This window comes from Pseudomonas sp. CFBP 13602 (assembly GCF_014842725.1).
GTDB lineage: Bacteria > Pseudomonadota > Gammaproteobacteria > Pseudomonadales > Pseudomonadaceae > Aquipseudomonas > Aquipseudomonas baltica.
The window spans coordinates 149,705-165,964 of record NZ_JACYVT010000009.1 but is presented as its reverse complement, the minus strand read 5'-3'; the positions used below and the strand labels follow the sequence as shown (position 1 = coordinate 165,964).

The 16,260-nt window shown below is 53.7% G+C and carries 14 protein-coding genes and 2 pseudogenes; 7 read left to right on the top strand and 9 right to left on the bottom strand.

All coding sequences use genetic code 11. The annotated features are described in order from the left end of the window. Positions 1-67: 67 nt before the first annotated feature. From IFU31_RS19040 to IFU31_RS19030, 3 genes are all read right to left on the bottom strand, one after another. Positions 68-994 carry a DMT family transporter gene (locus IFU31_RS19040; protein ID WP_122479219.1) on the bottom strand — a complete coding sequence of 309 codons (927 nt, stop codon included), beginning with the start codon at positions 992-994 and terminating at the stop codon, positions 68-70. Positions 995-1,223: 229 nt separating this feature from the next. Further along, positions 1,224-1,616 carry a transcriptional regulator gene (locus IFU31_RS19035; RefSeq protein WP_185793888.1) on the bottom strand — a complete coding sequence of 131 codons (393 nt, stop codon included), beginning with the start codon at positions 1,614-1,616 and terminating at the stop codon, positions 1,224-1,226. Between the two features lie 141 nt (positions 1,617-1,757). Further along, on the bottom strand, positions 1,758-3,101 hold the full coding sequence (locus IFU31_RS19030; protein ID WP_163007604.1) for a DEAD/DEAH box helicase: 1,344 nt from the start codon (positions 3,099-3,101) through the stop codon (positions 1,758-1,760). A gap of 183 nt (positions 3,102-3,284) precedes the next feature. Here IFU31_RS19030 and IFU31_RS19025 point away from each other — a divergent pair. Beyond that, positions 3,285-4,046 (top strand): annotated as a pseudogene (locus IFU31_RS19025) (mechanosensitive ion channel family protein); the annotation flags it as partial. Between the two features lie 672 nt (positions 4,047-4,718). After that, positions 4,719-5,342: a hypothetical protein gene (locus tag IFU31_RS19020; RefSeq protein ID WP_192104187.1), complete on the top strand. Its 624-nt coding sequence runs from the start codon at positions 4,719-4,721 to the stop codon at positions 5,340-5,342. 70 nt (positions 5,343-5,412) lie between these two features. Here the strand turns inward: IFU31_RS19020 and IFU31_RS19015 are convergent, their stop codons facing one another. From IFU31_RS19015 to IFU31_RS19000, 4 genes are all read right to left on the bottom strand, one after another. Further along, complete coding sequence (locus IFU31_RS19015; RefSeq protein WP_192104185.1) at positions 5,413-6,324, bottom strand: toll/interleukin-1 receptor domain-containing protein; 912 nt, start codon at positions 6,322-6,324, stop codon at positions 5,413-5,415. A 254-nt stretch (positions 6,325-6,578) separates the two neighbouring features. After that, positions 6,579-6,953 carry a histone-like nucleoid-structuring protein, MvaT/MvaU family gene (locus IFU31_RS19010; RefSeq protein ID WP_192104183.1) on the bottom strand — a complete coding sequence of 125 codons (375 nt, stop codon included), beginning with the start codon at positions 6,951-6,953 and terminating at the stop codon, positions 6,579-6,581. A gap of 429 nt (positions 6,954-7,382) precedes the next feature. Further along, complete coding sequence (locus IFU31_RS19005) at positions 7,383-7,727, bottom strand: hypothetical protein (RefSeq protein WP_192104182.1); 345 nt, start codon at positions 7,725-7,727, stop codon at positions 7,383-7,385. Positions 7,728-8,164: 437 nt separating this feature from the next. Further along, complete coding sequence (locus IFU31_RS19000) at positions 8,165-8,461, bottom strand: winged helix-turn-helix transcriptional regulator (protein ID WP_274598232.1); 297 nt, start codon at positions 8,459-8,461, stop codon at positions 8,165-8,167. Between the two features lie 179 nt (positions 8,462-8,640). On the opposite strand from IFU31_RS19000, the gene IFU31_RS18995 reads away from it, so the two are divergent. The 5 genes from IFU31_RS18995 (at position 8,641) to IFU31_RS18975 (ending at position 13,364) form a co-directional block, all read left to right on the top strand. Continuing rightward, positions 8,641-9,309 carry an isochorismatase family protein gene (locus IFU31_RS18995; protein ID WP_244657709.1) on the top strand — a complete coding sequence of 223 codons (669 nt, stop codon included), beginning with the start codon at positions 8,641-8,643 and terminating at the stop codon, positions 9,307-9,309. Positions 9,310-9,528: 219 nt separating this feature from the next. After that, on the top strand, positions 9,529-10,470 hold the full coding sequence (locus IFU31_RS18990) for a LysR substrate-binding domain-containing protein (protein ID WP_192104180.1): 942 nt from the start codon (positions 9,529-9,531) through the stop codon (positions 10,468-10,470). Positions 10,471-10,519: 49 nt separating this feature from the next. Further along, positions 10,520-11,653 carry a maleylacetate reductase gene (locus IFU31_RS18985; protein WP_342345296.1) on the top strand — a complete coding sequence of 378 codons (1,134 nt, stop codon included), beginning with the start codon at positions 10,520-10,522 and terminating at the stop codon, positions 11,651-11,653. Positions 11,654-11,710: 57 nt separating this feature from the next. Further along, positions 11,711-12,667 carry a VOC family protein gene (locus IFU31_RS18980; protein WP_192104179.1) on the top strand — a complete coding sequence of 319 codons (957 nt, stop codon included), beginning with the start codon at positions 11,711-11,713 and terminating at the stop codon, positions 12,665-12,667. 10 nt (positions 12,668-12,677) lie between these two features. Beyond that, entirely contained in the window at positions 12,678-13,364 is a 687-nt protein-coding gene (locus IFU31_RS18975) for an alpha/beta hydrolase (protein WP_192104177.1), read from the top strand. A 34-nt stretch (positions 13,365-13,398) separates the two neighbouring features. On the opposite strand, the pseudogene IFU31_RS18970 reads toward IFU31_RS18975, so the two are convergent. Both IFU31_RS18970 and IFU31_RS18965 read right to left on the bottom strand, forming a co-directional pair. Next, positions 13,399-14,525 (bottom strand): annotated as a pseudogene (locus tag IFU31_RS18970) (IS3 family transposase); the annotation flags it as partial. 459 nt (positions 14,526-14,984) lie between these two features. After that, positions 14,985-16,241 carry a sugar ABC transporter substrate-binding protein gene (locus IFU31_RS18965; protein ID WP_197979682.1) on the bottom strand — a complete coding sequence of 419 codons (1,257 nt, stop codon included), beginning with the start codon at positions 16,239-16,241 and terminating at the stop codon, positions 14,985-14,987. Positions 16,242-16,260: the final 19 nt, after the last annotated feature.

Sequence of the window (16,260 nt, the reverse complement as noted above, 5' to 3'; positions counted from 1 at the left end):
GCATTCACGCACTTGTGTCGAAAAGTCGCAGTCCTACGTATTGATCATCTGCCAGGCAAGTAATTCATTACCTTATCCACGTTCGTAATCGTCGGCGCACCCACTGCTCGGCGCTGACCAAGGTGATGCCCAGCAGTACGAACAGCGCGCCCAGAATGAAATTCACGCTCAGCGGTTCGCCCAGCAGCAGCACACCGAACGTCACGCCGAACAGCGGGGTCATGAACGAGAACACGGCCAGATTGGACGCCAGGTAGCGTCGCAGCAGCCAAAACCAGATCAGGAAGCTGGCGAAAGACACCACCACCCCTTGGAACAATACGCTGGCGATGCCGACCGGGGTAAAACTGACCTGCGTGAACTGCCCCGTGGCCAGGGCGATGAGCAACAATCCGATCACGCAGACGATCAGCTGGTAGAACAGCGTCAGCGTCACGGGTGCTTCGGAGAGGCGCGAGGTGCGCACCACCACCGTGGTCGCGCCCCAGCACAAGCCTGCCATCACGCCCAGTGCATCACCCAGCAGCATGCGTCGGTCCAGATGTTGCCAGGAAATTCCGCCGGCGAAAGCGAAGGCGATACCGCTGAACGCCAGGGCAATGCCCAGCCATTGCAGGGGCCGCAGGCGCTCTCCGGGTAGCAGGGCGTGCAAGCCAAGCGCCGTGAACACCGGGGCGGTGTAGAGAAAGACCGACATGTGCGCTGCCGAGGTCAGCTTCAGGCCCTCGGCGATGAACAAGAATTCCAGCCCGAACAGTGAGCCGGCCAGCAACCCGGCGCGCCAGGTGTAGGGCATGTGCGCCCAGCCCCCGCGCCAGCACATCAGTGCGGCCACCAGGACCGCGGAAATGCCCGAGCGCATGGCCGCCTGCATCACCGGGGCGATATCGGGTGCGGCCCACTTTATGGTGACCTGCTGGATACCCCAGATCAGGCACAACCCGAGCATGACCTTGAGCGCGAATCCATCGGGTTGACGGCGTTCGATGCTCATCGGCGAATTGACCACGACATGACGATGCCTTCAGGCAATGAGGAATCGCCAGTGTAACAAGCCACGCGTCACAAGGCTTTCGCGGCGGAAGGTTGCGCCCACACAGGCACACCATGTCGCCTGCTTCGCGGCCGCGGACCGCTCCTACATCGGCACACCGTATTCCGCCCTTGTAGGAGCGGTCAGCGGCCGCGAAGAGAGCAACACGGTTTCAATCCATGCCAAAGGCTCAGACAATCTGCGGTTTACTGGCCAACTCATCGAAGGTAGCCGGGTCCAGCGCATCGTCCTGCTCGTCGAGCACTTCCAGCCCGTGATCGTTGTCGGGAATGCTGCTGTCGAGCAGGCTCAGCAGGCTGGAGCCACGCATCGTCAACTGGAAATTGCGGCCCGTGCCACCTTCGCTGTCAGGACGCTGCTCAATGAACCCGCGCTCCAGCAACAGCTTCTCATAGTCGCGGGCCTGGGTTTGCAACTGGTCGACAGCAGCAGGCGTGTCACCCTGAGCGGTGGCTGCATCGGCGTGGTCCTGGGCATAGCGGTGCGGGGTGAAATCCTGATTGGCGCCGTTCTGCACTTCGTGCAACAGCCGTTCGATCAACTGCCAGTCGTAAGTGGTCATCCGGAAGAACCTCCAACACATGAGTGAAAGGGCTTGCCAGGTATGGGACCGGGTGGGTGCGGGGGAGTTGCGCGAAGACAGCTTTGCGGGGTGTTTTGGCAGGTCTGGCCTCCGCCGGGAAGCCAGCCTGCCTGGCGCAGTTTACTCGCTGACAGCCGGCTTGCGACGCTTGAGCGGTGCCAGTCCGTCCTGGCTTACCAACGCCGGTGCATCGGCCTTGGGACGGTTGACGCTCTTGCGCTTGGTCGGGCCCTTGGCAACGCTTTTCTTGTCGCCTTTTTTGTCTTTGTCGGTCTTTTTCTTCTTCACGCCGACCGCCTTGCCCGACGCCTTGACCTTCTTCGGTCCGCCGTAGGTACCTTTGACTTCCTTGATCACCCGGCGCTCGAAGGTCTGCTTGAGGTAGCGCTCGATGCTGGACATCAAGTTCCAGTCACCGTGGCAGATCAGCGAGATCGCCAGGCCTTCGTTGCCGGCGCGGCCAGTCCGGCCGATGCGGTGCACGTAGTCATCGCCGCTGCGCGGCATGTCGAAGTTGACCACCAGGTCCAGGCCGTCGACGTCCAGACCGCGCGCCGCCACATCGGTAGCCACGAGGATTTTCACGCCGCCCTGCTTGAGGCGATCGATGGCCAGCTTGCGGTCCTTCTGGTCCTTGTCGCCGTGCAGCACGAACGCCTTGTATTCCTGCGCCACCAGGCGCCCGTAGATACGGTCGGCCATGGCCCGGGTGTTGGTGAAGACGATTGCCTTCTGGTACGTCTCGTTGGCCAGCAGCCAGTTGAGGATCTGCTCTTTGTGCACGTTGTGGTCGGCGGTGACGATCTGCTGGCGAGTGCCCTCGGCCAGTTGGCTGACGTTGTTGATCAGCAGGTGCTCGGGATCCTTCAACACCTTGCCGATCATGTCGCGCAGCCCGGCACCGCCGGTGGTGGCCGAGAACAGCAGGGTCTGTTCACGCTGGCCGCACTCGTCGCTCAGGCGCGTCACGTCTTCGGAGAAGCCCATGTCGAGCATGCGGTCGGCTTCGTCGAGCACCAGCACCTCGACCTTCTTGAGGTCCAGGTTGCCAGCGTTGAGCTGTTCCAGCAGGCGGCCAGGGGTGCCGATGAGGATATCCGGTACCTTGCGCAGCATGGCGGCCTGCACCTTGAAGTCTTCACCGCCGGTGATCAGGCCCGCCTTGATGAAAGTGAACTGGCTGAAGCGCTCCACTTCCTTCAAGGTTTGCTGGGCCAGTTCGCGGGTCGGCAACAGGATCACCACGCGAATGTCGACGCGCACCTTGGCCGGGCCCATCAGGCGGTTGAGAATCGGCAGGACGAATGCAGCAGTCTTGCCGCTGCCGGTTTGCGCCGTCACCCGCAGGTCGCGCCCTTGCAATGCCAGGGGAATGGCGGCCAGCTGCACCGGCGTCGGCTCGACAAATTTCAGCTCGGCGACGGCTTTGAGCAGGCGTTCATGCAGGGCGAATTGGGAAAACACGGGTGTTACCTCGACGGAGTACATAAATTCGACTGCATAGGGTACCGGTTTGCGCACGATTAGCCGAATTTCTTTACCCGTAAGTCGGTAAATTGCGTGCAAATCTTTCCAGGCGTGGCGATTGCCCCACTCGATGGGCTTTAATCCCCGCCCCTTTTCAATCCGGGAGCTGCACGCCACCCCATGAACATCGAATCGCTCTGGCACCAAACCGTCACTTTCATCACTGGCCTGGACGACCAGCCGGTCCTGCAGGCCGGTGTGTCGCTGTTCCTGCTGCTGATCGCCGCCTTCGCCCTGGGCCGATTGGCGCGCTTCCTTACCCTGCACGCGGTCAAGCTGCTCAGTCGCCGGCCATCGCTGCACTGGCTCAACGACTTTTTGCACAACAAGGTCTTCCATCGCCTGGCGCAAATGACGCCGTCGCTGGTGGTGCAGTTCAGTCTGGGCCTGATCCCGGTGCTGAGCGACAACAGCAAGCACGTCATCGGCAACATCGCGCTGGGCTTCACCATCCTGTTCCTGGTGCTCGCCCTGGGGGCCCTGCTCAATGCACTGATCGACATCTATGCGCGCACCGAGCATGCCCGCACCCGCTCGATCAAGGGCTACGTGCAACTGGCCAAGATGATCCTGTACATCTTCGGTGCCATCATCATCGTCGCCACGTTGATCGACCGTTCGCCGCTGTTGCTGCTGTCCGGGCTGGGCGCCATGTCGGCGGTCATCCTGCTGGTCTACAAGGACACCCTGCTGTCGTTCGTGGCCAGCGTGCAGTTGACCAGCAACGACATGCTGCGCGTCGGCGACTGGATCGAGATGCCCCAGGTGGGCGCCGACGGCGACGTCGTCGACATCACCCTGCACACCGTGAAGATCCAGAATTTCGACAAGACCATCGTCTCCATCCCCACCTGGCGGCTGATGAGCGAGTCGTTCAAGAACTCCCCCCAACGCCTTCAGAAAACATACTATTTCCTGCAAGCCCCTTAGCCCCAATGGTTCGGAATTTAGTATAGGTACTAAATTCTGTGTACTACTTCTAAGGCTGAGACCTCTAGCCAGCCTCGGAACCCGCTGGTACACAAAGCAGAGATACAGGGCAACGGGTAGACCGTCACAATCCGCCAATGCGGATGTGAGCCACGTCCGGGGTCGGATACTTCACATAGCGTCCAACGACAAACCCGCTCTGCCCTCTAAACCTTCGAATCATGTCAAGGCTACATCCGCGATTTAGTTCGGCCCACAGACGTTGCTTTCACCGCAAATCAACCCCTGATCCCTTTTGGTTCAGCTGTTGAATCCTTCACCTAAAGACATTGATCTCTAGTAGCAGGCTTCATCATTCACGCTGCCGGTACTACTTTTGTGGTGAGAGCCGCGTCAAATGTGGCGTACAAAGCACATCTTAAAGGAGTTGCAAGTGACCATTACAATATGGCACGACTCTATAGGAAGTAATAAAACGCTTCATGCGTCAAAAAACGCACGTAGAAATCTCAACACAAGATCGAATTATATATATATTGACGTTACAATTAAGTGCCGCATCCACCTTGACAGCTATCACGCCGTGTAGTTTATTAACTTACCAACCACACGCGGTCGAACAAGATGATCTATTCTCGAATTTTGCATACCGAGTACGAGCACCCTGCCAACGAGGACGGTGAAGGCGCATACACTGTCTTCACAGTAGTTCAGCCTTACAAACTAAACTTCAAAAAATGCACAAAGGTTTGCATTCAAACTTTTGCTATTCTCTGGAAAGACACGGTAGACACTCGACTCATCTCCATAGTTGAAAAAGCACTTATCAATGGAGTCCTACCCCCAGTGAAGGCACTCTACGCTGCCAAGGGCAATCTGAATGTCATCTACAGCAATGATCTAGATGGGGATGATTACAATAAGCTTTATCAAAGCTGGAGCAAGCTTGGACTTGGTGTATGGTATGACCAGTGGATCACCCAATTTTTCAGCGAGACTGAAATCACACATGAAAGGGGAAATAACTTCTTAGGGGAAATTCGATGCATATTTCAACAGCATGATCTTGGAATCCAGCCTTTCACCAGCGAGATGTTTCTCTTCCACGAGGAATGGACACCAGAAAACGTGTTTGGCCCCGATTATGCTGAAAGGGCCGGTGCAACTCCAAACAAAGATGTGATCGGTGAGTCTGCATTTGACGACCATGATGAAGCCTTTCCAGGCTTCTACGACGGTTTGCGCTGACCATGGGCATGTTACGTAGCTATCGTTGCAACCGTCCAATCAAAAGACCCCAGAAAAACTCGGCGGCACCCTACCCGCTCAGTTTGCTATCATGTCCGTTTAGAGAAGACCCTATAAGTGACTTGAAATGAATGTCTTGATCATCCGCTTCTACCGACAAAATCTCATTGTAACCGTTGCTGGATATCTGGCCTGAGTACGTAATGCTGTTACGGTCGAAGTTTTCGCCAATAGCTATTGCACATTCGGCGATGACTCTTCCGTCCCGATAGATCGAAGCCGTAAAACGTACATCGCTGATCGACCTCATCGTCCCTTGTACGCCGGGGTTACGAGCTCCTAGCTCGCTGAGAGAGTTCTCAAAGAAGCGTTTGATGTACTGAAATCCGGAATGTGCAAACTCGTCTTTATCATAGTCCGTAAACTCCTTACGAAGCCTTAGGTTGCTCGACCGCTGGGGACGATCTGGCTGACGAGCTGTGGCGGAAAATGGCCCAGAGGCGGGCGCAGAAACGGTCGCAGCTGTCTGAATGCTTGCAGCCTTGGAGTAATGGCGAAGAAGTTTTCGGATCTGACGAACCACATCGGTATAGGCCTCGTCGGGATTGGCCCAGCTCGTGATTGGTTTGCCGTCTGTAGGAATAGCCAACAGCTGTCCCAAGGGAGTATGGCTCCAGTCACAAGCGCGTAGGATCACCGGTACTACGCTGCATTCCTTGTTGGCATGTCGCTCCAAGGCACGCTTCATCTCTATCGAGTAGCAATAGTGAGAGCTCAAAAAACTCGCGCTGACCAACAACAGAATCACATCCGCTCTATCTATCTGAGCGTCAATCGTGGCCGCAAGGTCTTCCCCAGGGTTGAGACGGCGGTCATGCCAGGACTCAACCGCTCCCTCATGCTTGAGGGATGCCAAATGCTTCTCCAACTGATCACGGAGCAGCTCATCCTCGTGACTGTATGAAAAGAAGACCCGAGCCATAACTACCTCCCTCAGGGTGTGCTTCTGACGTTAGCACGCCCTGTCAGCGTTCGATAGCTATGGAAATGCCGCACAGCCAGATTGCAAAGGGTGAGTCACCATACGCACGGCATGAACGGCCTTAGCGACTGGCCTCTACCTGCGCTACGACCAGATGAAGGCTCTACAGCTGCTCAAGCAATGGATGGTTCACCAGTTGTACCCGTGTAAATTTGCAGACCATTCCAGCCGGTCTCCGAGTCAACATACAGGTGCTAGGACTGCCTTACCCAAGACTCAACCTCCTCATGGCCAAACTGCGCCTTCCAAGTACCAAGAAGCCGATTGTTTCCGCCCTTGGACTCCACGATCTCGCCTGTCAGCGGATTGCGATAAACTTTTACCCTCCTAGCCTGCCTAGTGCGTTTAGCAGGCACCGCCACCTGCCCTCCTTGTACTCCATAGAAATTCGGATCAAGCAGGTCGACGACGTCAGTAAGTCCTTTGCCATGTTGCTCAAGCAGCTTTCGCAGTTTGCCTTCAAACTCCATCTCTTTCTCTAGCATCGGATCAATTCGAAGCTCGTTAAGCTCGGAACTTTGCTCGATAATTTTCTGTTCGAGTCGGCGGTATGCTGCGAGACGAGACATATGGGTTCCTTTTAGATTAGCTAAACGCGATGGTCTGCGCGTGATTATGCGAATTTAGTGGCCTGACGTCGAAGCTCTCTATACCTCCTCTCAACTGAGGCTTGCCCGCTGCCCTTCCTGATATCCGGCCTCTACCAATAGCTAGATAAGTTGTTGCAGCACTGGTTCGGTAGACACCATCGTGCCGGGGTCGATAGGCGCTAGGTTAGAAATAGGGTGCATCATTTTTTGTTTCTTCAGTGCGACAGTCATGTTGAGGTAACAAAGCCATTGGGAATGGCTCTATGTTCACGCAAAATGCCCCTCCACTTTGCAAGTGTATGAGCCATGAAAAGAAATATCCCTAAGCCTAGCAGTTGATTTAAAATCTTCGATAAACGAGTGCAAACTCAAAAACCATACAGATATAAAATAATAGCTAGCGGCTTCCTATAACTTGCAATCAATGGCCACATCAATCTCAACTTTTGCTGGTATACTCATAATAGAGCGCATCCAAGTTTTAGACACAGTCACCGTCGCCCCCTGGTTAAAATATATGATTTTTTGTTGACTACCACTGCGAGGTGACGCACCGCCCGTAATAACCCCGGAGACCGGCTTCTGATTACCAGGGCAGTCCATTCCATCGGCATTCAGCAGAGGCAGGACTGACCTATAAAGCTCTTTAGCCTGGTTTGAAGTCATCTGGACAGGTAGATCTCCAACACCCCATGCTATCGGGGCACGCACAACGGCAAGTATTGAAAATACGAGAGTCAGCTTATAAGGCATTTAAAAGTCCTCTGACTTTTGAAGAGATAATTTTTTGCTTTTGAAAAAATTCATATATCAGTATTTCCTAGCCGAGCAAGAATTTTATTGGCTACTATGTACTCCCCCTTCTGAAACTGATTAGCGTCTTGCCCCGAGCAGCCGGCCGCTAGCGTTGCTCCTGTTACCTTCTCAAGGCGGACTCAATTCAAAACCACAACAGATGGCAGGGAAAGTACCGCGACTTGGAAAGCAGATGAATCCTGAGCAAGTAAACCTCGTAGCGCACAATGGTTTTTTCATTAACGGCTCCTTGGGCGGTTGGTAACAGTGTAGCGTTGACAGTACAGAACCCCAAAGCATGCTAATCGTTCAACAAAAGCAGCACAGAGGTAAAAGACAACGTTTTTGCGCGCCTATCCAAAATATATTGCTGAAGGCGTGCAAGACCTGTCCGCTTACGCAAGTTCTTTAGAAGGCTGCACGTGCTCTAAATGCCCTCCCCAGTCAGCCATTGCTTCAAGAATGGGATAGAGAGATTTACCCAGCGAGGTGATGGTGTACTCAACCCGTGGGGGAACCTCTTCAAATATTTTTCGTTCAATGATCCCGTCTATCTCCAACTCACGTAACTGCTGAGTCAACGTTCTTGCTGAGATTGGCCCCAGGCAGCGACCCAGCTCTCCAAACCGCTTAGTCCCGCTGAAAAGGAAGTATAGGATTAGCACCTTCCACTTCCCTCCAATTATCTTCATCGTAACTTCAACAGGACAGCTTGCCTTATTTTTACGTGGTCGCATAGGGATGCTTAGCCTGGGTAGAGGGTAGGTATCCTAAATGATAGTACTTGCGGTTCATAAAAGATAAATTTATCTTGTCTTGGCGGACGAGAAGCCTCTCCACTCCGGTGAGGGACGTCGGCGAATGGAAGAACATGCCTAATTACAACGCGATGCTAGACCCACGTGACGTGGTCATTTTGTTGATTGATCATCAGAGTGGCCTTTTTAACACAGTTCGTGACATCCCGGTATCTGATCTTCGAAACTATGTGACGGCTATTGCGAAGACGGCAACGCTGCTTAACATACCCGTCATTACTACCGCGTCCATCCCGGATGGCCCCAACGGCCCACTGATTCCGGAAGTACACCAGTATGCTCCCCACGCTAAATATGTACCTCGCAACGGGCAGATAAACGCATGGGACAACCCTCTTTTCGTCAATGAAATTGAAAAGACGGGTCGAAAAACGCTCATCATTGCAGGAACGCTTACCAGCATCTGCATGGCATTTCCTGCGATCAGCGCCGTTCAGGCGGGATTCAAAGCTTACTGTGTAGTTGATGCCTCTGGTAACTGGAGTAAGCTTGCAACTGACACCACTATCGCCCGCATCACTCAGGCCGGGGCTATCCCAACCGACACCTTCGCCATTCTTGCCGAATTGATGCAGACTTGGAATCGCCCCGAAGCCTCTCACTTCGCGCAAATTCTAGCTGATCACGTATGTCCGGAATACAAGTGCCTGATGGAGACTTTCGGAAAAGCTCAAGCAGTTGCTACCAGCGGCTCTGAAACCAGGCTTGAAAACTACCGGTAAGCATATGAAAGTGAGCAGCTAGCCGATAGCAGCGACGCCCATCTAAGTTAGGATGACGCGCTCATCCTGAATAAATACCAGTGACGACCCAGTTTGCGCACTACCTAAGGAAATCCTACGCTCCGCTTTATATATCCACTCGCAGATACAGCTGAATGTTAGAAAACAGATCTCTATTTTTCAAATGGTTTAAAGATCGCCAAGTTTAGGGTAAAGACCGTGGAGACACTAGCGAATCTCGAATCTTTTGTGCGCAGTGCGCACGCCGGTAGCTTTTCTGCAGCGGCACGTCGGCTAGCGCTATCACCGGCCGCTGTTAGCCGCAATGTTGCGCACCTAGAGCGTAATCTTGGTGTACGGCTTTTTTATCGAAGCACGCGAGGCCTGAAGCTAAGTGAAGCTGGCGAGCGGTTTTTGGAGTCGGTGCAAGGGGGGCTCGATACCATTCAGTGCGCGATCTGCGAAATCACAGCCAATGCTGGCCAACCTGCCGGCGTGCTCAAGTTAAACACGTCACCTGGTCTTGGAATGGAATACCTACTGCCGCTCATGCCAAAATTCATTGAGCGCTATCCAGCGGTGATACCAGACTGGACATTCGATAATCGTCCTTTGGGCCTTATCTCCGGCGGCTTCGACGCGGCGATTGGAGGCGGTTTTGACTTACCACTTGGGATGGTTGCACGCGAGCTTGGACGGATTAAGATCATTGCTGTTGCAGCACCAAGCTATATGCAAGGACGGAACCGTCCGAAGGATCCTTCGCAACTAATAGAGCTTGATGGTTTGATTATGCGCTCCTCAACCAGTAACAGGCTTCGCACGCTTACCATGCGAAATGATCAGGGCCTTGAGATGGCCGCTTCGCAGACCCCGGTAATGATCGTCAATGGCCCTGACGCACTGTGCCGGGCTACGGTGTTGGGGCTCGGCGTATCTCTGATAGCTCAGTCCTACGCTATGCCGTACTTAGCGAAGGGAGAGCTCGAATGGTTACTGCCTGGCTGGAGTTGTGATTTCGGGCCTATTTCAGTTTATTACGCGAGTCGAAAGCTGCTACCGGCCAAAACTCGCGCTTTTGTAGACTTTGTTACCGAAGCCTTCAATACAGATAAAATATCCGAAGCATTCGCGACTGGCCGATTGACGGATCGTCTTTGATCAGTTTTTTTCATCAGCCTCAAGCATTACTTGAAACTGATTTTACTAAGTGAGTGCTAACCCTGACGTTTCAAAACGCTCAGATTTAGCAGGAAATATTCAGCAGTTGCCAGGAGTGATCATGGATTCTTTTGTGTACGAGGGTTTGGCGTCGCGGGTCGTATTCGGCTTTGGGACTCTTGCTCGGCTGCGAGATGAGGTGCGCAGATTAGGTTGCTCTCGAGCCTTGGTGCTGACGACAGCTGCTCAGCGCAATCGTGGCGAAGATATCGTCGCAGAGCTGGGCAATCTTGCTGCAGGCCTTTACTCCAACGCTGCTATGCACACTCCTGTCGAAGTAACACGAGATGCACTGAAGTTCGCGCAGGAGCTTGAGGTAGACTGCCTGATTGCTCTGGGTGGGGGCTCCACCATCGGGCTTAGCAAGGCCATTGCATTGCATACAGATTTGCTACAGATCGTCATTCCTACGACCTATGCTGGCTCCGAAGCGACGCCGATCATTGGCCAAACCGAAAATGGCCTGAAAACTACCCAAAGAACACTGAAGGTCATGCCCGAAGTCATTCTCTATGACGTCGACCTGTCAATGACGCTCCCTCTTCAAATGACGGTCACCAGCGCAATGAATGCTATCGCACATGCCATTGAGGCGCTTTACTCGAAAGATGCCAATCCACTTATTTCAACGCTCGCTGAACAGGGAATTTCTGCGTTGGCTCGCGCCCTGCCTCGTCTGACATCTGACCTGACCGACAAGGAAGCTCGTTCTGATGCGCTGTTTGGCGGATGGGCATGTGGTGTCTGCCTAGGAGCGGTCGGCATGTCTATCCACCATAAATTGTGTCATACCCTTGGAGGTAGCTTCGGACTCCCACACGCTGAAACTCATACCGTCGTACTCCCTCATGCAGTTGCCTATAACGCAGAAGCCGCGCCCGAGGCCATGGCCCGGATTGCAAGGGCCTTGGGCGTTTCTGACGCTGCGCAAGGTTTGTTTGACTTGGCATACGTTAACGGTGGACCCACTCGTCTCGCTGACATCGGTATGTATGAGGCAGATCTGCCGCGCGCAGTCGAACTTGCCTGCTCCTCGCCCTACTGGAACCCACGGCCGATCGAGCAGGATGCGATTCGCCACTTGCTTAATAATGCGTTCAAGGGAGTTCGGCCCTCAAACTGAGCAGCAACATATATTGCACATGTATAAACCATACAAACTATATAAAAAGGTATACCCATGAGCCTGAATTCGCAAATCCTGCGCCATCACCATATAACCTTGAGTGTCGGCAGCGCTCAAGAAGATTATGACTTCCACACTAAAGTGCTAGGCCTTAAAAGTGTCAAGAAAACGGGTCTTTATGATGGACACGAACCCATTTATCATCTTTATTATGGAAATGATTTAGGGGATGAGAGCACCTTGATAACATGCTTTCCGTTTCGCCAAGCAGGTCGTATGGCAAGACGCGGCGCTGGTCAGGTCAAGACTTTAGCGTTATCTGTTCCGGTATCATCCCTAAAATTCTGGACTCTGCACCTCAAGTCATTCGGGTTTAACCCCATTTATCTAGAACGCTTCGGTGAAGCGCTGATAAAGTTTGCTCATCCTTGCGGCATAACTTATGAACTGGTGGGTATTGCAGACGACGATCGCAAGCCATATTCAAATGGTGCGATTCCATCAGAATTCGGCATTCGCGGCACTCACGGAGTTACCGTATCAGTGCGCGATATCGAGAACTCCGCAGAGTTCATGCAATATGGCTGGAGTGGCAGCCTGAGTAATGCCGATGGTGCCTTTACGCGCTATGAGGTGGGGAGCGGTGGTTCTGGAACAATCATCGACTTTGAGCACGAGCCGGATCTGCTCCAGGGTTCTTGGACTTACGGCGAGGGTGCGGTGCACCACTGCGCGTTTGAAGTTGCTTCGCTGGAAGCTCAGCGCGACGTCAAACTGCACCTTGAGAGCATGGGATATACAGACGTTTCCGATCGTAAGGATCGCGGGTATTTCGATTCAGTCTACGTACGTACGCCAGGAGGGGCTTTGTTTGAGGCAACCGTTTCCAAGCCCGAGGGATTTATGATTGATGAAGCGTACGAGGATCTGGGCAAGTCAATTAAAATTCCCCCACAAATGCAATCTCGCGCCGCCGAGATCGCCGCTTATCTCGAACCACTGAAATATTGAGGTAACCGGGATGACCCAGAATCTGCACCTACTTCAGCCTCCTCTTGTCAGGGGGCCAGCTCCTAACGTCGCTGCGGCGGTGACCATCTTGATTCATGGTCGCAGCCAGAGCTCTGCTGACATGTTCGTGATCGCTGACCGTCTAGCGTTACCCGATATGACTTATGTGGCAATTAACGCTGAAGGTAACAGTTGGTACCCTGGCAGATTCATGGAGCCTTTGGAACGAAATCAACCCCGGCTGGATCATGCCTTAGAAAGAATCGACGTGTTAATTGAGTCGCTGCTGAACGAGGGTGTCGAGCGCTCTAGAATCATCTTTGTGGGTTTCTCGCAAGGCGCCTGCCTTGCTTGCGAATATCTTTACCGGAACGCGGAGCGTTGGGGGGGATTGGTGGCTTACACTGGTGGTCTGATCGGTCCGGAAAGTATCGATTTTCCAGTCCAAGGAAACTTCGCAGGCACTCCGATCTTCCTTGGTAATAGTGATATCGATGAATGGGTTCCAGTCGAAAGAACGGAGCAAACACGTTCTGCCTTCAAGTTAATGGGGGCAGCTGTGAAATTGCATGTCTATCCGGGGATGGCACACTTAGTGAACGATAGAGAAATTGCCTATGGCCAAGCCCTTTTGAAACAAGTTTTATCGAACTCTTCTACCAAATCCGTTCGTGCCCAGTTACAAGCCTACTCTTAAACGCACGATTAGGGCTGTCAAACTGTAGTGGCCAACTGATCATTGACACTGAGTTAATTTTTTCATCGGCATGGGCAGGCGCGAAGCCTTGGTTGAACCGATGCGGTCGCCGCCAGTTATACCGTTCCATCAGGATGGCGACCGACATCTTGCCTAGCCAACGCGGCGGTTATGTAGCCCACCGTTGTTATCTATTCAGTTTTCAGGCTACGAAACATTCGCTCTATCAGGGCATTGTCATGGCAGTTGCCGCGTCGACTCATGCTCCGTGTGAAGCTGTATCGCCATAGTCTCTGGCGAAAACTCCTGTGCCGTATTGGCTGCCCTGACCGCTGTGAAATAGCACATTTCGAAGCCGGCCGCGCTGCTGATAGGCCATATGCAGTATTTCAATCACTGGGTCAGCGTAAGGCTTGGCTGAGAACGCCCAGCCTACACCGGGCGCGCATAGAGATCGATGACCGCTGCCATATAATGCCATCGACCTTCGGCCCATATGCAAGTGATTATTATCGCACCAGACCTTGTCAGGGAATGCCGCGCTGAACTCTCGATCTAGCACGTTCGGGGTATCAGATCGCTCAATGGTGGCTTTATTGTAGGCATGGGAGCCAGGTTGCTTGCTGATCAGGCTCATCTCGCGTATCAACCTACGTGCCTTGAATCGCCTAATCTGCATGCTGTCCTCTTTAATCATCAGCATGATGCTGCGAGTACCTGAAGCGCTTCGGTTTTAGGTAAACAGCTCGTTCATCCGGCCGCTGAAAAGCACCCGTCAGCGTCCGGAGTTCGACGTCTGAGGTGGTGCGCGTAGCAGCAGGATCGGCTGACTTCAACGACCGAGCATAACAAATCAACCTGCTCCTCCGAGCAATGTTGATCGACTAAGGCAGGCCCCCGTGCTCCTCGGCTACTAAGAGCGCGGTAGCCGTTTTTGAAATAGGCTTCTCTCGTTCCAGGCGGTTGATTCGGACTTCCAGTTCCTGAATTTATTGCTGCCCGGGTGTTAGCAGCTGTGCTGGTCGGTGTGACGCCGACTCGTTCCTGTTAAAGCTGATTGATCCACAGGCCTGCCTCAATCTGGTTGTAGCCCTGGTCGAGCATCAAGCTGACGGCTTCACGTTTGAATTCGGGGGCAAATGTACGTCGTTGTCTGCTCATGAACACCGCTGTGTTGCGATCATTTTCGCCTAAAATGATGTCCGGGGTTAGTGAACCACTAGATATCGAGGGCAGGAAGCATCCTTGGATGCGAGCGCTGGTAGCAGTGCTGTTGATGAGATAGAAAACCACTAAAGTGTCTTTACCTACTTCCGAGCGAGTATAGGTGTCTACCGGATCTAGTAGGTCACGGTCACGACCGACGAGAAGCAAATGCGCGCCTGCTTTGGTACCAGTGAGCGCGATGCCATCGCCGATACCACCGCCTGCACCAGTAATCACTAGTATCTTTTCCTACAGTACGAAACCTCGGGGCTACGTGAGGTTTGAGGTCACAATGCACAGCGGGGCTCATCTTGTTTTGTGCATGGCGCCATGACGTTTGTGTGAAACCGGGATCGCTAAGCACTGAGTGCGTAAGCCCTGCACATCGATCAGCATCAATCCCGGCTGACCTTCTTATTGCGCGCTGAGCGCCTGAATCTTAGTGAGTTTGTACAGATCAGGCGCGCGCTCGCATTTGGCACAATTCACACCAGGCTCGTTACTAGCCGCCTGGGTGGCGTCTTGTGGAAGAGGCTGAATCGTAGCCCCCGGGGTGGCCTTGCCTTCGGTGGCTGACTGCAGCGAGATTTCTGGAAGCAATACAGGATTGAAAATTTCGGTCACAAAGGACTCTGGAACCGTCCCTGCCGGAAGAGTGTTGCAGGCGGATGTAACCACGCCGCCTTCACATACTTTCACCTTGTCAGCAGGTACCCAGGGCAACGCATACTCCACATTGTGTTCCTTCACCTCGCGCTTACCCAGCAGCTGCTCCATCATCAGCTTGAACGCCAGACCTGCGGATGCAGGCGGCGATCCAGAGGAGACCCCTCGCAGTCCCTTCGCTTGATACTCAGGATTAGCGAGACCCAAGCGAAAGCCATTAGAGTTCTCGCCCGTGATCGGTATAAGTTTGTGATTGGCGGCGAGCAGAGCTTTGAGCGCACCGTTTTCGCCGGCCTGGGCCCAGATGCCATCGACGTCAGGGTGCGCGGCCAGTGCTTTTGCGGTTTCCTGCTGGGTAGTACGGTCATCCCAGAAGCTGTAGTACTCGGCGACGATCTTGATGTTCGGATAGCGCTTGAAAACGCTCATTGCTCCGTCATAGTGGCGCTTGTCGACCGAGTTGCCAGACATGCCACGGCTCAAGAAAATCTTGCCCTTGCCATTCAGCTCATTCACCAGTGCCTGAGCCGTGTTCTCTCCGAAGCCTGCCGTGATGTAGCTCACGTTATAGGCGCAAGGTTCAGTGACAGTAGCGTCGTACATGTAGAACAGCGTGCCTTGCCCGCAACCCCGTTTGATCGTTCGATTCAAGGCTGTAGGCGAGATCGGGAAACTGATGACGCCATCCGCGCCTGCAGCGATCATGCTCTCATAGGCCGATATTTGGGCCTGGACGTCGGTTCCCGAAATTACTTCCCGCAGCTCGACCAACTTGTCATACGGTGGCGTTTTCGCCAGCGCCTTCACGACGTTCGCGGCTTCAGACTGCCATGCGTTGCCGCTGTAGCTGACGCTCAGATAAATGAGATAGTGATCTTTAATCTTAGTCTCAGCCGCTTGAGCGCCGCATGTGCCGAACGCACCGAGGGTGGCTGTCGTGCACGCCAGTGTCGCAAGCGTGCGCTTGAAGAAACCGGAGGACGGCGACGTCATTGTTTTTGTCATGTCATGCCCCTTTTATAGT